Origin of the sequence: Pseudomonas sp. MBLB4136 (genome assembly GCF_051904765.1) — a bacterium.
Taxonomy (GTDB): domain Bacteria; phylum Pseudomonadota; class Gammaproteobacteria; order Pseudomonadales; family Pseudomonadaceae; genus Aquipseudomonas.
Window position 1 is genome coordinate 1692676 of sequence record NZ_CP196713.1, and the last position, 13717, is coordinate 1706392.

Here is a 13717-nt window from a genome sequence, read left to right on the forward strand (position 1 = left end):
CAGTTAGTGAGGGGAGTGATCAAATGTTTAAGAAAATAATTAACCTGCTGGATCATGCCGAGAACTATATCTGCCAACTTCTCTTATGCGGCTTTGTCGTTCTTTTGTTTGCCCAAGTGGTGTTGCGGGTCGGTTTTAACTACGGTATTCCGTGGAGCGAAGAGCTGTCACGCTTTGCCTTTGTCTGGTTTGTTTTCTTGGGGGCTTCCTATGCGGCCCGGGTGGCGGCGCACAATCGTGTGACCTTTCATCTCAGGATGATGCCCGAAAAATTGCGCAATGGCGTTGAACTGTTCGCGGACCTGTTTTGGATTGCATTCAACACACTGATGACCATCAAAAGCATCGAGGTGATCGAGTCGATGATGGAGTTTACCTATCACTCGCCGGCGCTGGACTGGTCGATGGCCTACCTGTATTTGATATTTCCAATTTCCTTTACGCTGACATCAATCCGCATTGTTCAGGTAAATTACCTGAAGATAGTTATGGGCGTTAAATTTCACGATGTCGACGAACCGGACTTGGAGGCGCTGGAAGCTGAGGTGCTAGAAAAGAAAGAATTGCACCTCCAGGAGTCGAGCAAGGCTTCTCAAACGCGCTGAGTGTTTATTCTTTGCGGGCATACAGGAGAACAAAAATCATGGCGGCGCCCCTTATACTTTTTGGAATGTTTGGTTTTTTGCTGTTGATTGGCGCACCTATTGTGGTTGCGCTGGGCGCCTCGGCGCTCACCGTGTACCTGGCCGCGGGTGATGACTTTGTCTCCCTGGTGCAAATAGCCTGGAACGCGGTCGACTCGTTCCCGATCATGGCCTTGCCGGCCTTCATTTTGTCGGGAGCATTGATGCAGTGCGCAGGGATCTCGCGGCGCTTGGTGCATATCGCGGAAGTGCTGGCCGGGCCAATGGCGGGCGGGCTGGGTTTCTCGGCGATCCTGGCCAGTATGTTCTTTGGCGCCATCTCAGGCTCGGGGCCGGCGACCACGGCGGCCGTGGGAATGCTGATGATCCCGGCGATGGTCGACCGGGGCTACAGCAAGAGCTATTCGGCCGCATTGACCGCGTCGTCTGGCGGTCTGGGCGTGGTGATTCCGCCCAGCATCCCAATGGTTATCTACGGCGTTACCGCCAGTGAGTCCATTACCAAACTGTTCCTGGCCGGCATTCTGCCGGGCGTTCTACTCGCCATGGGGCTGATGATCGGAAATTACCTGATCAGCAAGCAAAAGGGCTATGCCTCAGGTGAAAAGCACGCCCCTGGCACTTTGGGCAAGGCTTGCAAGGATGGCATTTGGGCGATCATGGCACCGGTAGTGATTCTGGGCGGTATCTACTCCGGTCTGTTTACCCCAACCGAAGCTGCAGTGGTGTCCGTGTTCTATACGCTTTTTGTCGGCATCTTCATTCACAAGGAATTGAGTTGGAAAGGACTCAAGGAGTCGCTCAACTCCACGACCTGGCTGACGGGTCGCGTGCTGATCATCATGTTCGCCGCAACGGCGTTCGGGCGGATTCTGGTTGAAAATGACATCCCGGGGATGATCGCGCAGTCACTGCTTGACGTGACGGGTAGCTTGGTCTTGATCTGGATCATCGTCATCATCTTTCTCATCTTCGTCGGCATGTTTATGGAAACGCTGGCAACGATCATGATCGTGACGCCTGTGTTGTTACCGGTGATGGTCAGTCTCGGGGTGGACCCTATTCATTTCGGCATTGTGCTGGTTTGTTGTTGTGAGATCGGCTTCTCAACGCCTCCGCTCGGCGAGAACATGTTTATAGGCTCAAGTATTGCGAAGGTCTCGATCGAGGAGATATCGGTAAAGGCTCTGCCCTTTGTGGCGATTGAAATTCTCATCGTTCTGCTGATTGCATTCGTCCCTGAAATATCACTCTGGATTCCAGAGCTATTAGGGTACTGACGGCAGTGGCTATGCGACATTCACCCACAATAGGCAAGCGGCTTGTACGCTGATTGATTGTCGGTCCTGTCTCAGTCGGCATGAGACAGGATGCCGTAGGAAGTATCGGTCGATTTTTTCTGTTCGAGAGGCAAAAATGCGCGAAAAGATAGTTGGGATCATTGGCGGGATGGGGCCGGAGGCTACAGTAGACTTAATGCGGCGAGTCATTGAGGCAACGCCTGTTGAGGACGATGCAGACCATATCCGCATGCTCATCGACAACAATCCAAAAATACCGTCGCGGATAAAGGCGTTGATTGAGGGTACGGGGGAAAGTCCTGCACCGTGCATGGCTCAAATGGCCAAGAGCCTGCAGGGGCAAGGGGCTGATTTTCTGGTCATACCTTGTAATACCGCGCACCACTACTACTCCGAAGTGGCTGCCGAGGTCTCAGTTCCGATCATCAATTTGATCGAGTTGACCGCGCAGACGGTTCAGCGCCGGCAGCCGGGCATACGTAAGGTTGGCTTACTGGCTTCCAGCGCATTACGAATGATCGAACTTTATGAGCCCTGGTTCGGCGCGCTGAATATTGAAATTGTCTATCCGGATGCCGACAGCCAAGCGTCGATCATGCAGTTGATACGGGATGTCAAGGCTCGCCGTTGTTCCGATGCCCAGATCGAAGAATACAATGCGGCCGCGAGGCGGCTTGAAGTGCAAGGGGCGCAGTGTCTTGTGGTCGCATGTACCGAGCTTTCAGTGATCAATGAAAAACTCAGGTCAAGCATGCCGGTGTATGACGCGGCAGATATATTGGCTTCAGAAATTGTGAGGCTGGCGAAGCCCTGAATGTTGTTGTGGAGGTGCAGTTGAGCGTCGAGCAACTAGTGGCAATCAGTCCTGCATCGTACAACAAGGCTTAGCTGCTGATGCGCGATAGCGGCATTGGAGGGTGTCACTTCAAAGCGCCGGTCGCGCTAAGCAGCGATGCTCTGGCGGCCCCGGCGGTCGCCTGAAAATCTGTTGCGCACCACTTCATGCCCTTCTCCTTGTGCGTCCCTGGCAGCGACTGCTACTTGTAGCGTTCTCCGTCGATTGATCTTGCTGATGGTTTGTCTGGTGTCTTATCAGTAAGCCAGATAGGGCAATAACCGCTGTTCTGATAGTGCTGCCGTGTTCGCCTCGAGGCTGACTAGACTCGAGCCTGACTTTTCCGTCTTGCGAGGACACACAGATGAGCTTGAGCTTTTCCGGCCAGGTTGCCCTGGTCACCGGCGGCGCCGCCGGCATCGGTCGCGCCACCGCCCTGGCATTCGCCAGCGAGGGCCTCAAGGTGGTGGTTTCCGACGTCGATGTGGTGGGCGGCGAGGGCACCGTCGAGCTGATCCGCGCGGCGGGCGGCGACGCCAGCTTCAGCCGCTGCGACGTGACCCGCGACGCCGAGGTGCAGGCGCTGATGGCCTTCACCCTGGAGACCTACGGGAGCCTGGACTACGCCTTCAACAACGCGGGCATCGAGATCGAGAAGGGCAAGCTGGCCGATGGCAGCGAAGCCGAGTTCGACGCCATCATGGGGGTCAACGTCAAGGGCGTGTGGCTGTGTATGAAGCACCAGATCCCGCTGCTGCTGGCTCAGGGCGGCGGGGCCATCGTCAACACCGCCTCGGTCGCCGGCCTCGGCGCGGCGCCGAAGATGAGCATCTACTCGGCGTCCAAGCATGCGGTGATCGGCCTGAGCAAGTCGGCGGCGATCGAGTACGCGCGCAAGAACATCCGGGTCAACGCGGTGTGTCCGGCGGTGATCGATACCGACATGTTCCGCCGTGCCTATGAGGCCGATCCGAAGAAGGGCGAGTTCGCCGCCGCCATGCATCCGGTCGGGCGTATCGGCCGGGTCGAGGAGGTGGCCAGTGCGGTGCTCTACCTGTGCAGCGACCATGCGGCCTTCACCACCGGCCAGGCGCTGGCGGTGGATGGCGGTGCCACGGCGATCTGAGTCCGGCCTGCCTGGGTCGCTAAAGGCGTCGGAGCCGGCGCCTTTTCCCTCGTTGCGATAGCTGGCCGCTGCTTTGGCCGGTAAAGTCACTGCGCTATACGGCGCTGTCTGGCCAGAATCGCCCATCGAGTTTCCACTCCAGGAAGAGTACCCATGACTGCAGACCCCTTACTGACGCTGTTCCTGCCCGTTGCACTGGGCATCATCATGCTCGGCCTGGGCCTGTCGCTGAGCGTCGCCGATTTCGCCCGGGTGGTGAAATTTCCCAAGCCGGTGCTGATCGGCCTGGGCTGCCAGCTGCTGGTGCTGCCGCTGCTGTGCTTCGGCCTGACCAAGCTCTTCGGCCTGGCGCCGGCGCTGGCGGTGGGCCTGATGCTGCTGGCCGCCTCGCCCGGTGGCACCACGGCGAACCTCTACAGCCACCTGGCCCACGGCGATGTGGCGCTGAACATCACCCTGACCGCGGTCAACTCGGTGATCGCCATCCTGACCATGCCGCTGATCGTCAATCTGGCGCTGCTGCACTTCATGGCCGCCGACCAGGCCATTCCCTTGCAGTTCGGCAAGGTGCTGCAGGTGTTCGTCATCGTCCTCGGCCCGGTGGCCATCGGCATGTGGCTGCGCAGTCGCTTCGCCGGTTTTGCCGAACGCATGCAGAAACCGGTGAAGATCGCCTCGGCGTTGTTCCTGCTGCTGATCATCCTCCTGGCCCTGGTCAAGGATTGGCAGACCTTCGTCGACTATGCGCCACTGGTGGGCGGTGCGGCGCTGGCCTTCAACCTGGTCAGCCTGTCGGTCGGCTACTGGGTGCCGCGCCTGTTCAAGCTGAGCCTGCCCCAGGCCATCGCCATCGGCATGGAGATCGGCATCCACAACGGCACCCTGGCCATCGCCCTGGCCCTGAGCCCGGTGCTGCTGAACAATTCGACCATGGCCATGCCGGCGGCGATCTACAGCATCATCATGTTCTTCACTGCGGCGCTGTTCGGTTGGTGGGTCAACCGGGTCCATGGCCGGGAACTGACGGCCGAAGCCGCCTGAGCGGACACGCAGGAAAAAGGCGCCGGGAGGCGCCTTCTTTTTTGTCGCTCAGGCCTTGCGCCAGTTGAGGATGAACAGGCATAGCAGGCCGGCGACTATGCCCCAGAAGGCCGAGCCGATGGACAGTAGGGTCATGCCCGAGGCGGTGACCAGGAAGGTGATCAGCGCCGCTTCGCGCTCCTTGGGTTCGCTCATGGCCTGGGTCAGGCCGCCGATGATCGAGGCGAACAGTGCCAGGGCGGCGACCGACAGGATCAGCGCCTTGGGCAGCGCGGCGAACAGCGCCGCCAGGGTAGCGCCGAAGATCCCGGCGATGACGTAGAACACCCCGCACCAGACTGCCGCGGTGTAGCGCTTGGCCGGATCCTCGTGGGCCTCCGGGCCGGCGCAGATGGCCGCGCTGAGGGCCGCCAGGTGGATGCCGTGGGAGCCGAACGGCGCCAGCAGGATCGAGGCCAGGCCGGTGACGTTCAGCAGCGAGGAGGCCGGCACCTGGTGGTAGCCGTTGGCCCGCAGCACGGCCATGCCGGGCAGGTTCTGCGAGGCCATGGCGACGATGAACAGCGGGATGCCGATGCTGATGGCCGCCTCCCAGGAAAAGGCGGGGGTGGTCCATTCGGGCGTGGCCACCTGCAGTTCGAAGTCGGAAAAATCCAGCAGGCCGGACCAGCTGGCTAGCGCGCAGCCGACCAGCAGCGCGGCCAGCACCGCGTAGCGCGGCAGCAGGCGCTTGCCCATCAGGTAGGCCAGCAGCATGGCGATTACCAGGATGGGCTGCTGCTCGGCGGCGCCGCTGATTTCCAGGCCGATCTTGAACAGCACCCCGGCCAGCAGGGCGGCGGCGATGGAGGCGGGAATGCGGCGCATGATGCGATCGAAACTGCCGGTCAGGCCGATCAGTACGATCAATCCCGAGGCGAGGATATAGGCGCCGATCGCCTCGCCGTAGGCTACTCCCGGCAGGCTGCTGATCAGCAAGGCGGCGCCGGGGGTCGACCAGGCGATCATCACCGGCGCGCGGTAGCGCAGCGACAGGCCGATGCAGCACAGGCCCATGCCCACCGACAGGGCCCAGATCCACGAGGAAATCTGCCCGTCGGACAGCCCGGCGGCCTGGCCGGCCTGGAACATCAGCACCAGGGAACTGGTGTAGCCGGTGAGCATGGCGATGAAGCCGGCGACCACCGCCGAGGTCGAGCTGTCGGCCAGCGGGCGCAGGCGCGCCTGGGTTGCTTCGCTCATCACAGGGCTCCCTTGGCGTCGAGCAGGATAGGGTAGAGCGAGGCGACCAGCAGCAGGGCCATGCCGATATTGAAGCGGCGGAGCACGCGCGGGTCGTTCAGCCAGTTGCGCAGCAGGCTGCCGGTCACAGTCCACAGGCCGACGCTGGGGCAGTTGACCAGGGCGAACAGGGCGGCGATCAGCACCACGTTGACCAGGAAGTCCTCCTGCGGGGTGTAGGTGGTGATGGCGCCGATGGCCATCACCCAGGCCTTGGGGTTGACCCACTGGAAGGCCGCCGCCTGGAGGAAGCTGAACGGCTTGGCGCTGCGAACTCCTGTGCTGTCTGGCGCGCCGGCCTGGGCGATTTTCCAGGCCAGGTACAGCAGGTAGGCCGCACCGGCATAGCGCAGAATTCCGTACAGCGCCGGCAGCTGCTCGAACAGCTGGCCCAGGCCCAGGCCGACCGCCAGCACCAGGACCATGAAGCCCAGGCTGATGCCGAGCATGTGCGGCACGCTGCGGCGCAGGCCGAAGTTCACCCCGGAGGCGAGCAACATCATGTTGTTCGGCCCGGGGGTAATCGAGGTGACGAAGGCGAAGAGGACGAAGGCGAGCAGCAGTTCGGCGGTCATGGCGGGTACTCGTGGGCAATGACTGCAAGCCTATGCCTCGCCACCCAGGGCGTCGCGGTACAGCAAGCGCTGCGTTGACCGATACAGCTATGGGCTTTCTTGCTCTGGATCGGAACTGACCTGCCGATTGCCGCTCAAGGCCAGGTTGACCCCCAGCCAGCCCCTGACCGCCTCTTCGCCGGCCTCGGCGAAGGCGCGCTGCAGCAGCTTGGCCTGCTCGCGGCGCAGGGCCTGCTCCAGCTTGGCCCCCTCGGCGGTGATGCCGAGCAGGCGCTTGCGCTTGTCGTCCACGGCGGTGACGCTGCTGACTAGGTGCATCTCCTGCAGCTGGCGCAGCGGCGTGCTCAGGGCCTGCTTGCTCACGCCCAGATAGCCGAGCAGTTGCTTGACGCTCAGACCCGGGTATTTGGCGATGAAGAACAGGATGCGCTGGTGCACCCTGGAGAGGCCGCGGCGCGCCAGCATCTCGTCGGCCTTGGCGGTGAACGCCTGGTAGCCGAAGAAGAAGGCCTCCATGGCGGCCTGCTGAGTGGTTGGGTTTTTAAGGTCAAGCATATTGACGTATATGTGCGGGACATCGTAGTTTCGGTCAAGCAGTTTGACCCAAATTCCTCGACTTAGCACCCCGGTGACACCCATGGCCTTCTCCGAACGCGTTGCCCGCCTGAAAAGCTCCCTGATCCGTGAAATCCTCGCCGCGGCGCAGCGTCCCGAAGTCATGTCGTTCGCCGGCGGCCTGCCAGCCGAGCCCATGCTGCCCAAGGTGGAGTGGGCCGCGATGCCAGCGAGCATGGGCCAGTACGGCATGAGCGAGGGCGAGCCGGCCCTGCGCGAGGCGATCGCCGCCGAGGCCCGTGCCCTGGGCGTGCCCTGCGAGGCCAGCCAGGTGCTGGTCGTCAGTGGCTCGCAGCAGACCCTGGACCTGGCCAGTAAGCTGTTTATCGATCCGGGCACCGAGGTATTGCTCGAGGCGCCCACCTACCTGGCGGCGCTGCAGGCCTTCCAGTTGTTCGGCGCTGACTGCATTGGTGTGCCCCAGGAGGCCGACGGCCCCGAGCTTCAGGCCCTGCGTCAGCGCCTGGAACAGCACAAGCCGGCCTTCGCCTACCTGATCCCGACCTTCCAGAATCCGTCCGGCACCCGCTACAGCGAGGCCAAGCGCGAAGCGGTGGCGGCACTGCTGGACGAATTCGGCGTGACTCTGATCGAGGACGAGCCGTATCGCGAGCTGGTGTTCGACGAGGGCCAGGCCAGCCCGATCGTCAGCCGCCTGCAGAAGGCCAGCTGGATCTACACCGGCACGGTATCCAAGACCCTGTTGCCAGGCCTGCGCGTCGGCTACCTGATTGCCACCCCCGACCTGTTCCCCTATCTGTTGCGCCTGAAGCAGTCGGCCGACTTGCACACCAACCGCATCGGCCAGTGGCAGGCCCTGCAGTGGCTGGGCAGCGAGCGGTATCGCGGTCACTTGGCCGAGCTGCGCGATTTCTACCGGATTCGCCGCGATGCCATGCAGGCGTCCTTGCTGGAGCACTTCAGCGAGCTGGCCGACTGGGAGATCCCTCAGGGCGGCCTGTTCTTCTGGCTGACCCTCAAGCAGCCGCTGGATACCCGCAGCTTGCTGGGGCCGGCACTGGAGCAGAACGTTGCCTTCATGCCGGGCGAACCGTTCTTCATCGAGCCGGATCGCCATCCGGGGCACCTGCGACTGAACTTCAGCCATGTCGCACCAGAGCGCCTGGGTGAAGGGCTCAAGCGCCTGGCAGGGGTGATCCGCCAGGCCATGGCTGACCGGCAAGCCTGATCGCGAGCGGCCGCCTACCCGGCCTACCGGGCCTGGCTGCAGCGAGTCGCCAGCTATCCGCGGCCTGTAAGCATGCTTGGCTGAGCCGCGGTTCGTTCAACCGAGTCTGGCTATGCCCGGGGCGGCGAACCTAGAACCAAGTTGTCGCGGTTGAGGTCAACCCTGTTAGGCGTCATGCCTTCCGGGCGAGGGGCCGTTAATCGACGGTACTGTGGCCAGGCGCTCTTGTTACCCAGCCCGCTGCCTCATGGCCTTCAGCCATGTACAGGGCCGCCCGTCTGGATGCGCGAAACCTGCGTAACAAACAGCAGGGTCGCTTATCCAATGACTGGGGATCGGGGGAAGAAGAGGATGGCATCATGAAAACCACAATCAGTACCCTGGCGGTTGGCGGTGCGATGCTGGTACTCGCCGCCGCTATATCCGGGCAAGCAGTCAGCGCCCCTGTGCCGCAGGTCGAAGCGCAGGCTGCCATGTTGTTAGCAGAGAACGGCAGTGCGCGTCTGTTGCAATACCACAGTCAGCGGCTCGACGGATTACAAGGCATGGAAGACGAAAGTGAGCGCTTCGTGCAGATGCTCGAGCGTAAACCTACCGCTGCAGGCCCTGAATTTGAGCGTGAAGATCGTCAATCCATTACACAACCCAAGAAGCAATATCGCTCACCCATTCAGCGAGATAGGGCTGAGTACGGGTGGCACTAAGTGAAAATGTTTGCCGTTCCGGGTGCATCAGGTCGATGCCTGAGCCCCCGGCAACGGGCATGACCCTATCGTTTCGTTCCCGCAAGTAAAGTCGTCCCCGGTAGTGATCGGGGGCGCGCACTTGTGCGTTTTATAACCAAACAATCTTGATGGAGTCTCTGCCAAGACGTTAGTCTGGATCGGCGGGTGGTTTCACCGTGCCCGGGGCGGGTAGTGCGTGAGAGCTGCCAGTCGCCATTGCAGCTTGAGTAGGATTAGCCGCTCGAGCCTTATCCAGATTCAGTACCTCAACGGAATGATCTACTCGACTGAGTCCGGCTGCTGCCGGGCTCGCGGAGATCTAGCGTGTTGCTCAGACAGTTTTTGAAATCCAAGTGCGCCAGCGCCGTATGCCGAGCGATGGCGATCACCACCTTCAGCGCGGGCATGGTGTTCGGTGCGTCCGAGGCCAAGGCCAGCTGGAGCTTCGATCAGATCATGCGCAAGGCGGAAAAGCGTTACGGCCGCCAGGGGCCGGCGAAAGACCGCCTGCTGTCCTGGAACCAGCTGATCGAGGACAGCCGCTATCTTCCCGAGCGACAGCAGCTTGCCGCGGTGAATCAGTATTTCAATCGTGAGCTGCGCTTTGTCGACGATGTGGCGTTGTGGAAGCAGAGTGACTACTGGGCCACACCGATCGAGACGCTGGTGCAGGGGGCGGGCGACTGCGAGGACTTTTCCCTGGCCAAGTATTTCACCCTGCGCAAGCTCGGAGTGCCGGAGGCGCGTTTGCGCATCACCTACACCCGCGAACTGACGCGCGGCCAGGCGCACATGGTGCTCAGTTACTACGCGGAACCGGGCGGCGAGCCCTTGATTCTGGATAACCTGACCAGCAGCATGCTCCCGGCATCGCAACGACCGGACCTGCTGCTGATGTATGCCTTCGATGCCATTGGCCTCTATCGGGTCGAGAAGGACGGCCTGCGGCGTACTGGCAACACCGAGCGTCTTCCAGGCTGGCAGGCGCTGATGACCAGGATGCGCCAGGAAGGCTTCTCCCTCGAACAGGGCTAGGCGTAGCGCGCAAGCGCCGCCTCTCGTTCAGATACGCAGTTTCCCGCTTTTCAGCTGGGTGCGACGCTCGGCGGCCCGGGTCGGGCCCAGGCCGGAATGGCGATTTCTGGATGGTCGATTGCCGAGGCTGGGTCGTTGTTCGGTCAGCTATCGGCGAAGCGCTGATTCAGGTAGGCGATGATCGCCTTCGACTCATACAGCCAGGTGCTCTGGCCGCTTTCCTCGATGCGCAGGCAGGGAACCTTGATCTTGCCACCCTGCTCCAGCAGGGTCTGGCGATGCTGCGCGTCATTCTTGGCGTCGCGCAGGCTGACCGGCACGTTCAGCCTGTGCAGGGTGCGTCGGGTCTTCACGCAGAAGGGGCAGGCGTGGAACTGGTACAGCGCCAGGCCGGCGGCGGCCTGCTCGACCACGGCTTGGGCGGCCGGCGTGCGCTGCTGCTTGCGCGGGCGGCTGATGAAGTCGAGAAAGATGATCAGTTGGCCGAGGCCGATTCTGAGTGCCTTGATAAGCATCGTGCAAAGAACCCTGGGTTGAGAATAGCGGGCGCGCAGCTTACCCGAGTTTGCCGTTTCTGGCCCGAGTGCGCTGAATGGCGGCAGGCTGCGCCGGCTTTGGGCATAATTCACGCCCAACCGAATGCCGGTCGGCGATGAATGCTGTGCCTGTCCTGAGTGAGTGCCGAATGAAGCCGCAAGACCTGCGCCTGCTGGTAACCCGTGAAATGCCCTTCGGCAAGTACAAGGGGCGGCTGATTGCCGACCTGCCGGGGCACTATCTCAATTGGTTCGCGCGCGAGGGCTTTCCCGTCGGGGAAATCGGTCGCCTGCTGGCATTGATGCAGGAAATCGATCACAACGGTCTTTCGCCCCTGCTGGAGCCCCTGCGCAAGCAATCGAGTGACTAACTCGCGCGCTAAAAAAACCGGCACAGGGCCGGTTTCTTTATCACTGCCTTCAATCAGTCCTTGATCAGGCTGAGGAACTCGCTGCGGGTGGCGGCATTCTCGCGGAATTCGCCGAGCATCACCGAGGTGATCATCGAGGAGTTCTGCTTCTCCACGCCGCGCATCATCATGCACATGTGCTGGGCCTCGATCACCACGGCCACGCCGAGGGCTCCGGTGACCTCCTGGATCGCCTCGGCGATCTGCCGGCTGAGGTTCTCCTGGATCTGCAGGCGACGGGCGAACATGTCGACGATCCGCGCCACCTTGGACAGGCCGAGCACCTTGCCATCGGGGATGTAGGCCACATGGGCCTTGCCGATGAACGGCAGCAGGTGGTGTTCGCACAAGGAGTACAGCTCGACGTTCTTCACCAGCACCATTTCGCTGTTGTCGGAGCTGAACAGGGCACCGTTGGTGACTTCTTCCAGGGTTTGCTGATAACCGCGGCAAAGGTACTGCATCGCTTTGGCGGCACGCTTGGGCGTGTCGAGCAGACCTTCGCGGGAGGCGTCCTCGCCGAGTTGGCCGAGAATCGCGGTGTAATGCTGTTCCAGGGACATGGATCTACCTGTGGACCTTCAGATGGGGAGCAGAGGCGCAGGGTAGGGCGCGGCAGGCTCGCTGGCAAGGGTGGCGCGGTCGCTATTCGTCGCGGCCGTCCATCATGGTGCGCTTGAGCATTACATAGACCGCGCCTGTGCCGCCGTGCTTGGCCAGGCAGGAGGTGAAGCCGAGTACCTGCGGGTGCTGGCGCAGCCAGGTGTTGACGTGGCTCTTGATCATCGGCTTGCGGCCATCCATGCGCACCGCCTTGCCGTGGGTGACGCGCACGCAGCGAACTTCCAGCTTGGCGGCCTCGGCGAGAAATTCCCACAGGGTGTCGCGTGCCTTCTCGACGTTCATGCCGTGCAGGTCGAGGCTGCCGTCGAAAGCTATCTGGCCGAGCTTGAGCTTGCGCATCTGGCCTTCCTGGACGCCGTTGGCGGCCCAGTACAGGGGCTCTTCGGCCCCTACGTCGATGACGAACTGGTCGGACAGGCCGTCGACCTTGATTCCGTCGACGCGTTCCGTGGCGGCCTGGCGCAGGGAGTTCAGGCGGGCGCGGTCGGGCTTGGCCTTGCCGGTGTCGGCACGGTCGTGCTTGAGCGGCTTGACGCCGCGCAGCTGGGCTTGGAACAGGGAAAAATCGTCGTCTTGCATCTGGGCCTCCGCGAAGGCCGCTAGTTTAACCAAGCTAGGGCCCGCTGTGCTGCGCCGATCAGCCGCGCTTCTTCATCAGGTGCGGCGCCAGGCTCAGGTCGCTGGGGCGGCGCAGGCGCCGCCGGCACATGCGCCAGACTGCGACGCCGACCCAGAGCAGCAGCAGGCCCAAGCCCAGCAGCAGCGAGGCGGCGGCGGGCGAGTCGTTCAGCGCGCCCAGCGCCGGCGGGCGGCCCAGCAGCGTGGCCGCACCGGCCATCGCCAGCAGTACACCGAAGGCGGCGAACAGCGCGGCCAGCATGGCGGCCAGGCGCAGGCGCCAGTTGCGGTGGCTGCGCGGTCGCAGGTGGCGGGCGTTGAAACCATCGGATAACTTCATCCCGACTTCCTCTGTGGCTATCGGCGGTAGGACCGGCAGGTTACCCCCGGGTTCCGCCGATTGCCGTGCGCGGGTCGGCGGATGGCGCTGTTCGACGCCGCCGCGGGGCCGTGGGGCGCACAGGCCGGAGGCGGCGCCTCAGATCAGCGCGCTGGCCTGGGGCACCAGGGCGGCGAAGTTGTCGGCCAGGGCGATCATCTCGATGCGATGCACCTCGGCGGCGGCGATGACCTGGCCGTCCGGGGTCGGCAGATCGCGGGTGGCGCAGGCGGCGTCGACCAGGGTGCAGCGGTAGCCGTAGTCCTTGGCTGCGCGCACGGTGGTACTGATGCTCGAGTGAGTCATGAAACCGCAGATGATCAGGTCGAGGTGACCCAGCGCCTGCAGGCGCTCATGCAGATCGGTGCCGGCGAAGGCGTTCGGCAGGCGTTTTTCCACCACGGCTTCGCCGGGCAGTGGCACGACCTCCGGCAGATGCTGCCCGCGCGGGCCACGCGGATCGAGCAGGCCGCCGGGAATACCCAGGTGTTTGACGTGGACGATCGAGGTGCCGGCGTCACGTGCCGCCGACAGCAGTTTGGCGATTTCCGCGAGTGCTTCGTCCAGGCCGGGCAGCTGCAGCACGCCGCTGCGGTACTCCTCCTGGGCATCGATGATCACCAGGGTCGAATTGCTCAGATTGGCCGGCGCGTGGGCGCGGCCGGTGAGTTGGAACAGGGTTTGCGGATGAGACATGGCGGAGCTTCCTCGCTGGCGCGGACCACAGGCTTCATTGTCCTCTTCTACGGCGTCGCTGTGAACCTCTGCGCGGGGGCGCAACGA

At 62.6% G+C, this 13717-nt stretch carries 17 protein-coding genes; 9 read left to right on the top strand and 8 right to left on the bottom strand.

What is annotated here, in order from left to right:
- Positions 1 to 23 precede the first annotated feature (23 nt).
- From ACSX1D_RS07890 to ACSX1D_RS07910, 5 genes are all read left to right on the top strand, one after another.
- Positions 24 to 605 carry a TRAP transporter small permease gene (locus tag ACSX1D_RS07890; protein ID WP_439861713.1) on the top strand — a complete coding sequence of 194 codons (582 nt, stop codon included), beginning with the start codon at positions 24 to 26 and terminating at the stop codon, positions 603 to 605.
- A 38-nt stretch (positions 606 to 643) separates the two neighbouring features.
- Positions 644 to 1924: a TRAP transporter large permease gene (locus tag ACSX1D_RS07895; RefSeq protein ID WP_439861714.1), complete on the top strand. Its 1281-nt coding sequence runs from the start codon at positions 644 to 646 to the stop codon at positions 1922 to 1924.
- A gap of 136 nt (positions 1925 to 2060) precedes the next feature.
- On the top strand, positions 2061 to 2759 hold the full coding sequence (locus tag ACSX1D_RS07900; RefSeq protein WP_439861715.1) for an aspartate/glutamate racemase family protein: 699 nt from the start codon (positions 2061 to 2063) through the stop codon (positions 2757 to 2759).
- A 385-nt stretch (positions 2760 to 3144) separates the two neighbouring features.
- Positions 3145 to 3906, top strand: a complete 762-nt coding sequence (locus tag ACSX1D_RS07905) for an SDR family oxidoreductase (RefSeq protein WP_439861716.1) — start codon at positions 3145 to 3147, stop codon at positions 3904 to 3906.
- A gap of 153 nt (positions 3907 to 4059) precedes the next feature.
- A complete protein-coding gene (locus ACSX1D_RS07910; protein WP_439861717.1) occupies positions 4060 to 4947 on the top strand; it encodes a bile acid:sodium symporter family protein in 888 nt (295 codons plus the stop codon).
- A gap of 48 nt (positions 4948 to 4995) precedes the next feature.
- Here ACSX1D_RS07910 and ACSX1D_RS07915 read toward each other — a convergent pair whose 3' ends face one another.
- From ACSX1D_RS07915 to ACSX1D_RS07925, 3 genes are all read right to left on the bottom strand, one after another.
- Entirely contained in the window at positions 4996 to 6189 is a 1194-nt protein-coding gene (locus tag ACSX1D_RS07915) for a benzoate/H(+) symporter BenE family transporter (protein WP_439861718.1), read from the bottom strand.
- A complete protein-coding gene (locus ACSX1D_RS07920; protein WP_439861719.1) occupies positions 6189 to 6803 on the bottom strand; it encodes a LysE family translocator in 615 nt (204 codons plus the stop codon). Before ACSX1D_RS07920 ends, ACSX1D_RS07915 begins: the two co-directional genes overlap by 1 nt.
- An 87-nt stretch (positions 6804 to 6890) precedes the next feature.
- Complete coding sequence (locus tag ACSX1D_RS07925) at positions 6891 to 7358, bottom strand: MarR family winged helix-turn-helix transcriptional regulator (RefSeq protein WP_439861720.1); 468 nt, start codon at positions 7356 to 7358, stop codon at positions 6891 to 6893.
- 82 nt (positions 7359 to 7440) lie between these two features.
- Here ACSX1D_RS07925 and ACSX1D_RS07930 point away from each other — a divergent pair, with 82 nt between their 5' ends.
- The 3 genes from ACSX1D_RS07930 to ACSX1D_RS07940 all read left to right on the top strand — a co-directional run bounded on the left by ACSX1D_RS07930 (position 7441) and on the right by ACSX1D_RS07940 (position 10367).
- Positions 7441 to 8607, top strand: coding sequence for a PLP-dependent aminotransferase family protein (locus ACSX1D_RS07930; protein WP_439861721.1), 1167 nt, complete (start codon positions 7441 to 7443; stop codon positions 8605 to 8607).
- 359 nt (positions 8608 to 8966) lie between these two features.
- Positions 8967 to 9311 carry a hypothetical protein gene (locus ACSX1D_RS07935; protein WP_439861722.1) on the top strand — a complete coding sequence of 115 codons (345 nt, stop codon included), beginning with the start codon at positions 8967 to 8969 and terminating at the stop codon, positions 9309 to 9311.
- A 399-nt stretch (positions 9312 to 9710) separates the two neighbouring features.
- A complete protein-coding gene (locus tag ACSX1D_RS07940) occupies positions 9711 to 10367 on the top strand; it encodes a transglutaminase-like cysteine peptidase (protein WP_439861723.1) in 657 nt (218 codons plus the stop codon).
- A gap of 143 nt (positions 10368 to 10510) precedes the next feature.
- Here ACSX1D_RS07940 and ACSX1D_RS07945 read toward each other — a convergent pair whose 3' ends face one another.
- Entirely contained in the window at positions 10511 to 10882 is a 372-nt protein-coding gene (locus ACSX1D_RS07945; protein WP_439861724.1) for a glutathione S-transferase N-terminal domain-containing protein, read from the bottom strand.
- 170 nt (positions 10883 to 11052) lie between these two features.
- Between ACSX1D_RS07945 and ACSX1D_RS07950 the strand changes: the two genes are divergently transcribed.
- Positions 11053 to 11274, top strand: a complete 222-nt coding sequence (locus ACSX1D_RS07950; protein WP_439861725.1) for a DUF3820 family protein — start codon at positions 11053 to 11055, stop codon at positions 11272 to 11274.
- A gap of 53 nt (positions 11275 to 11327) precedes the next feature.
- Here the strand turns inward: ACSX1D_RS07950 and folE are convergent, their stop codons facing one another.
- The 4 genes from folE to ACSX1D_RS07970 all read right to left on the bottom strand — a co-directional run bounded on the left by folE (position 11328) and on the right by ACSX1D_RS07970 (position 13630).
- Positions 11328 to 11876: a GTP cyclohydrolase I FolE gene (folE, locus tag ACSX1D_RS07955; RefSeq protein ID WP_208709443.1), complete on the bottom strand. Its 549-nt coding sequence runs from the start codon at positions 11874 to 11876 to the stop codon at positions 11328 to 11330.
- Positions 11877 to 11958: 82 nt separating this feature from the next.
- Positions 11959 to 12516, bottom strand: coding sequence for a Smr/MutS family protein (locus tag ACSX1D_RS07960; protein ID WP_439861726.1), 558 nt, complete (start codon positions 12514 to 12516; stop codon positions 11959 to 11961).
- 58 nt (positions 12517 to 12574) lie between these two features.
- A complete protein-coding gene (locus ACSX1D_RS07965; RefSeq protein WP_208709446.1) occupies positions 12575 to 12895 on the bottom strand; it encodes a hypothetical protein in 321 nt (106 codons plus the stop codon).
- 138 nt (positions 12896 to 13033) lie between these two features.
- Positions 13034 to 13630: a cysteine hydrolase family protein gene (locus ACSX1D_RS07970; protein WP_439861727.1), complete on the bottom strand. Its 597-nt coding sequence runs from the start codon at positions 13628 to 13630 to the stop codon at positions 13034 to 13036.
- Between the last annotated feature and the right edge of the window lie 87 nt (positions 13631 to 13717).

Excerpts from the sequence above, each read along its gene's own strand:
- ACSX1D_RS07895 (WP_439861714.1), top strand. The coding sequence starts at position 644 with ATGGCGGCGCCCCTTATACTTTTTGGAATGTTTGGTTTTTTGCTGTTG.
- ACSX1D_RS07915 (WP_439861718.1), bottom strand. The coding sequence starts at position 6,189 with ATGAGCGAAGCAACCCAGGCGCGCCTGCGCCCGCTGGCCGACAGCTCG.
- ACSX1D_RS07965 (WP_208709446.1), bottom strand. The coding sequence starts at position 12,895 with ATGAAGTTATCCGATGGTTTCAACGCCCGCCACCTGCGACCGCGCAGC.
- ACSX1D_RS07900 (WP_439861715.1), top strand. The coding sequence starts at position 2,061 with ATGCGCGAAAAGATAGTTGGGATCATTGGCGGGATGGGGCCGGAGGCT.
- ACSX1D_RS07920 (WP_439861719.1), bottom strand. The coding sequence starts at position 6,803 with ATGACCGCCGAACTGCTGCTCGCCTTCGTCCTCTTCGCCTTCGTCACC.
- ACSX1D_RS07950 (WP_439861725.1), top strand. The coding sequence starts at position 11,053 with ATGAAGCCGCAAGACCTGCGCCTGCTGGTAACCCGTGAAATGCCCTTC.
- ACSX1D_RS07905 (WP_439861716.1), top strand. The coding sequence starts at position 3,145 with ATGAGCTTGAGCTTTTCCGGCCAGGTTGCCCTGGTCACCGGCGGCGCC.
- ACSX1D_RS07935 (WP_439861722.1), top strand. The coding sequence starts at position 8,967 with ATGAAAACCACAATCAGTACCCTGGCGGTTGGCGGTGCGATGCTGGTA.
- folE (WP_208709443.1), bottom strand. The coding sequence starts at position 11,876 with ATGTCCCTGGAACAGCATTACACCGCGATTCTCGGCCAACTCGGCGAG.
- ACSX1D_RS07925 (WP_439861720.1), bottom strand. The coding sequence starts at position 7,358 with ATGCTTGACCTTAAAAACCCAACCACTCAGCAGGCCGCCATGGAGGCC.
- ACSX1D_RS07940 (WP_439861723.1), top strand. The coding sequence starts at position 9,711 with ATGGCGATCACCACCTTCAGCGCGGGCATGGTGTTCGGTGCGTCCGAG.
- ACSX1D_RS07945 (WP_439861724.1), bottom strand. The coding sequence starts at position 10,882 with ATGCTTATCAAGGCACTCAGAATCGGCCTCGGCCAACTGATCATCTTT.
- ACSX1D_RS07930 (WP_439861721.1), top strand. The coding sequence starts at position 7,441 with ATGGCCTTCTCCGAACGCGTTGCCCGCCTGAAAAGCTCCCTGATCCGT.
- ACSX1D_RS07970 (WP_439861727.1), bottom strand. The coding sequence starts at position 13,630 with ATGTCTCATCCGCAAACCCTGTTCCAACTCACCGGCCGCGCCCACGCG.
- ACSX1D_RS07910 (WP_439861717.1), top strand. The coding sequence starts at position 4,060 with ATGACTGCAGACCCCTTACTGACGCTGTTCCTGCCCGTTGCACTGGGC.
- ACSX1D_RS07960 (WP_439861726.1), bottom strand. The coding sequence starts at position 12,516 with ATGCAAGACGACGATTTTTCCCTGTTCCAAGCCCAGCTGCGCGGCGTC.
- ACSX1D_RS07890 (WP_439861713.1), top strand. The coding sequence starts at position 24 with ATGTTTAAGAAAATAATTAACCTGCTGGATCATGCCGAGAACTATATC.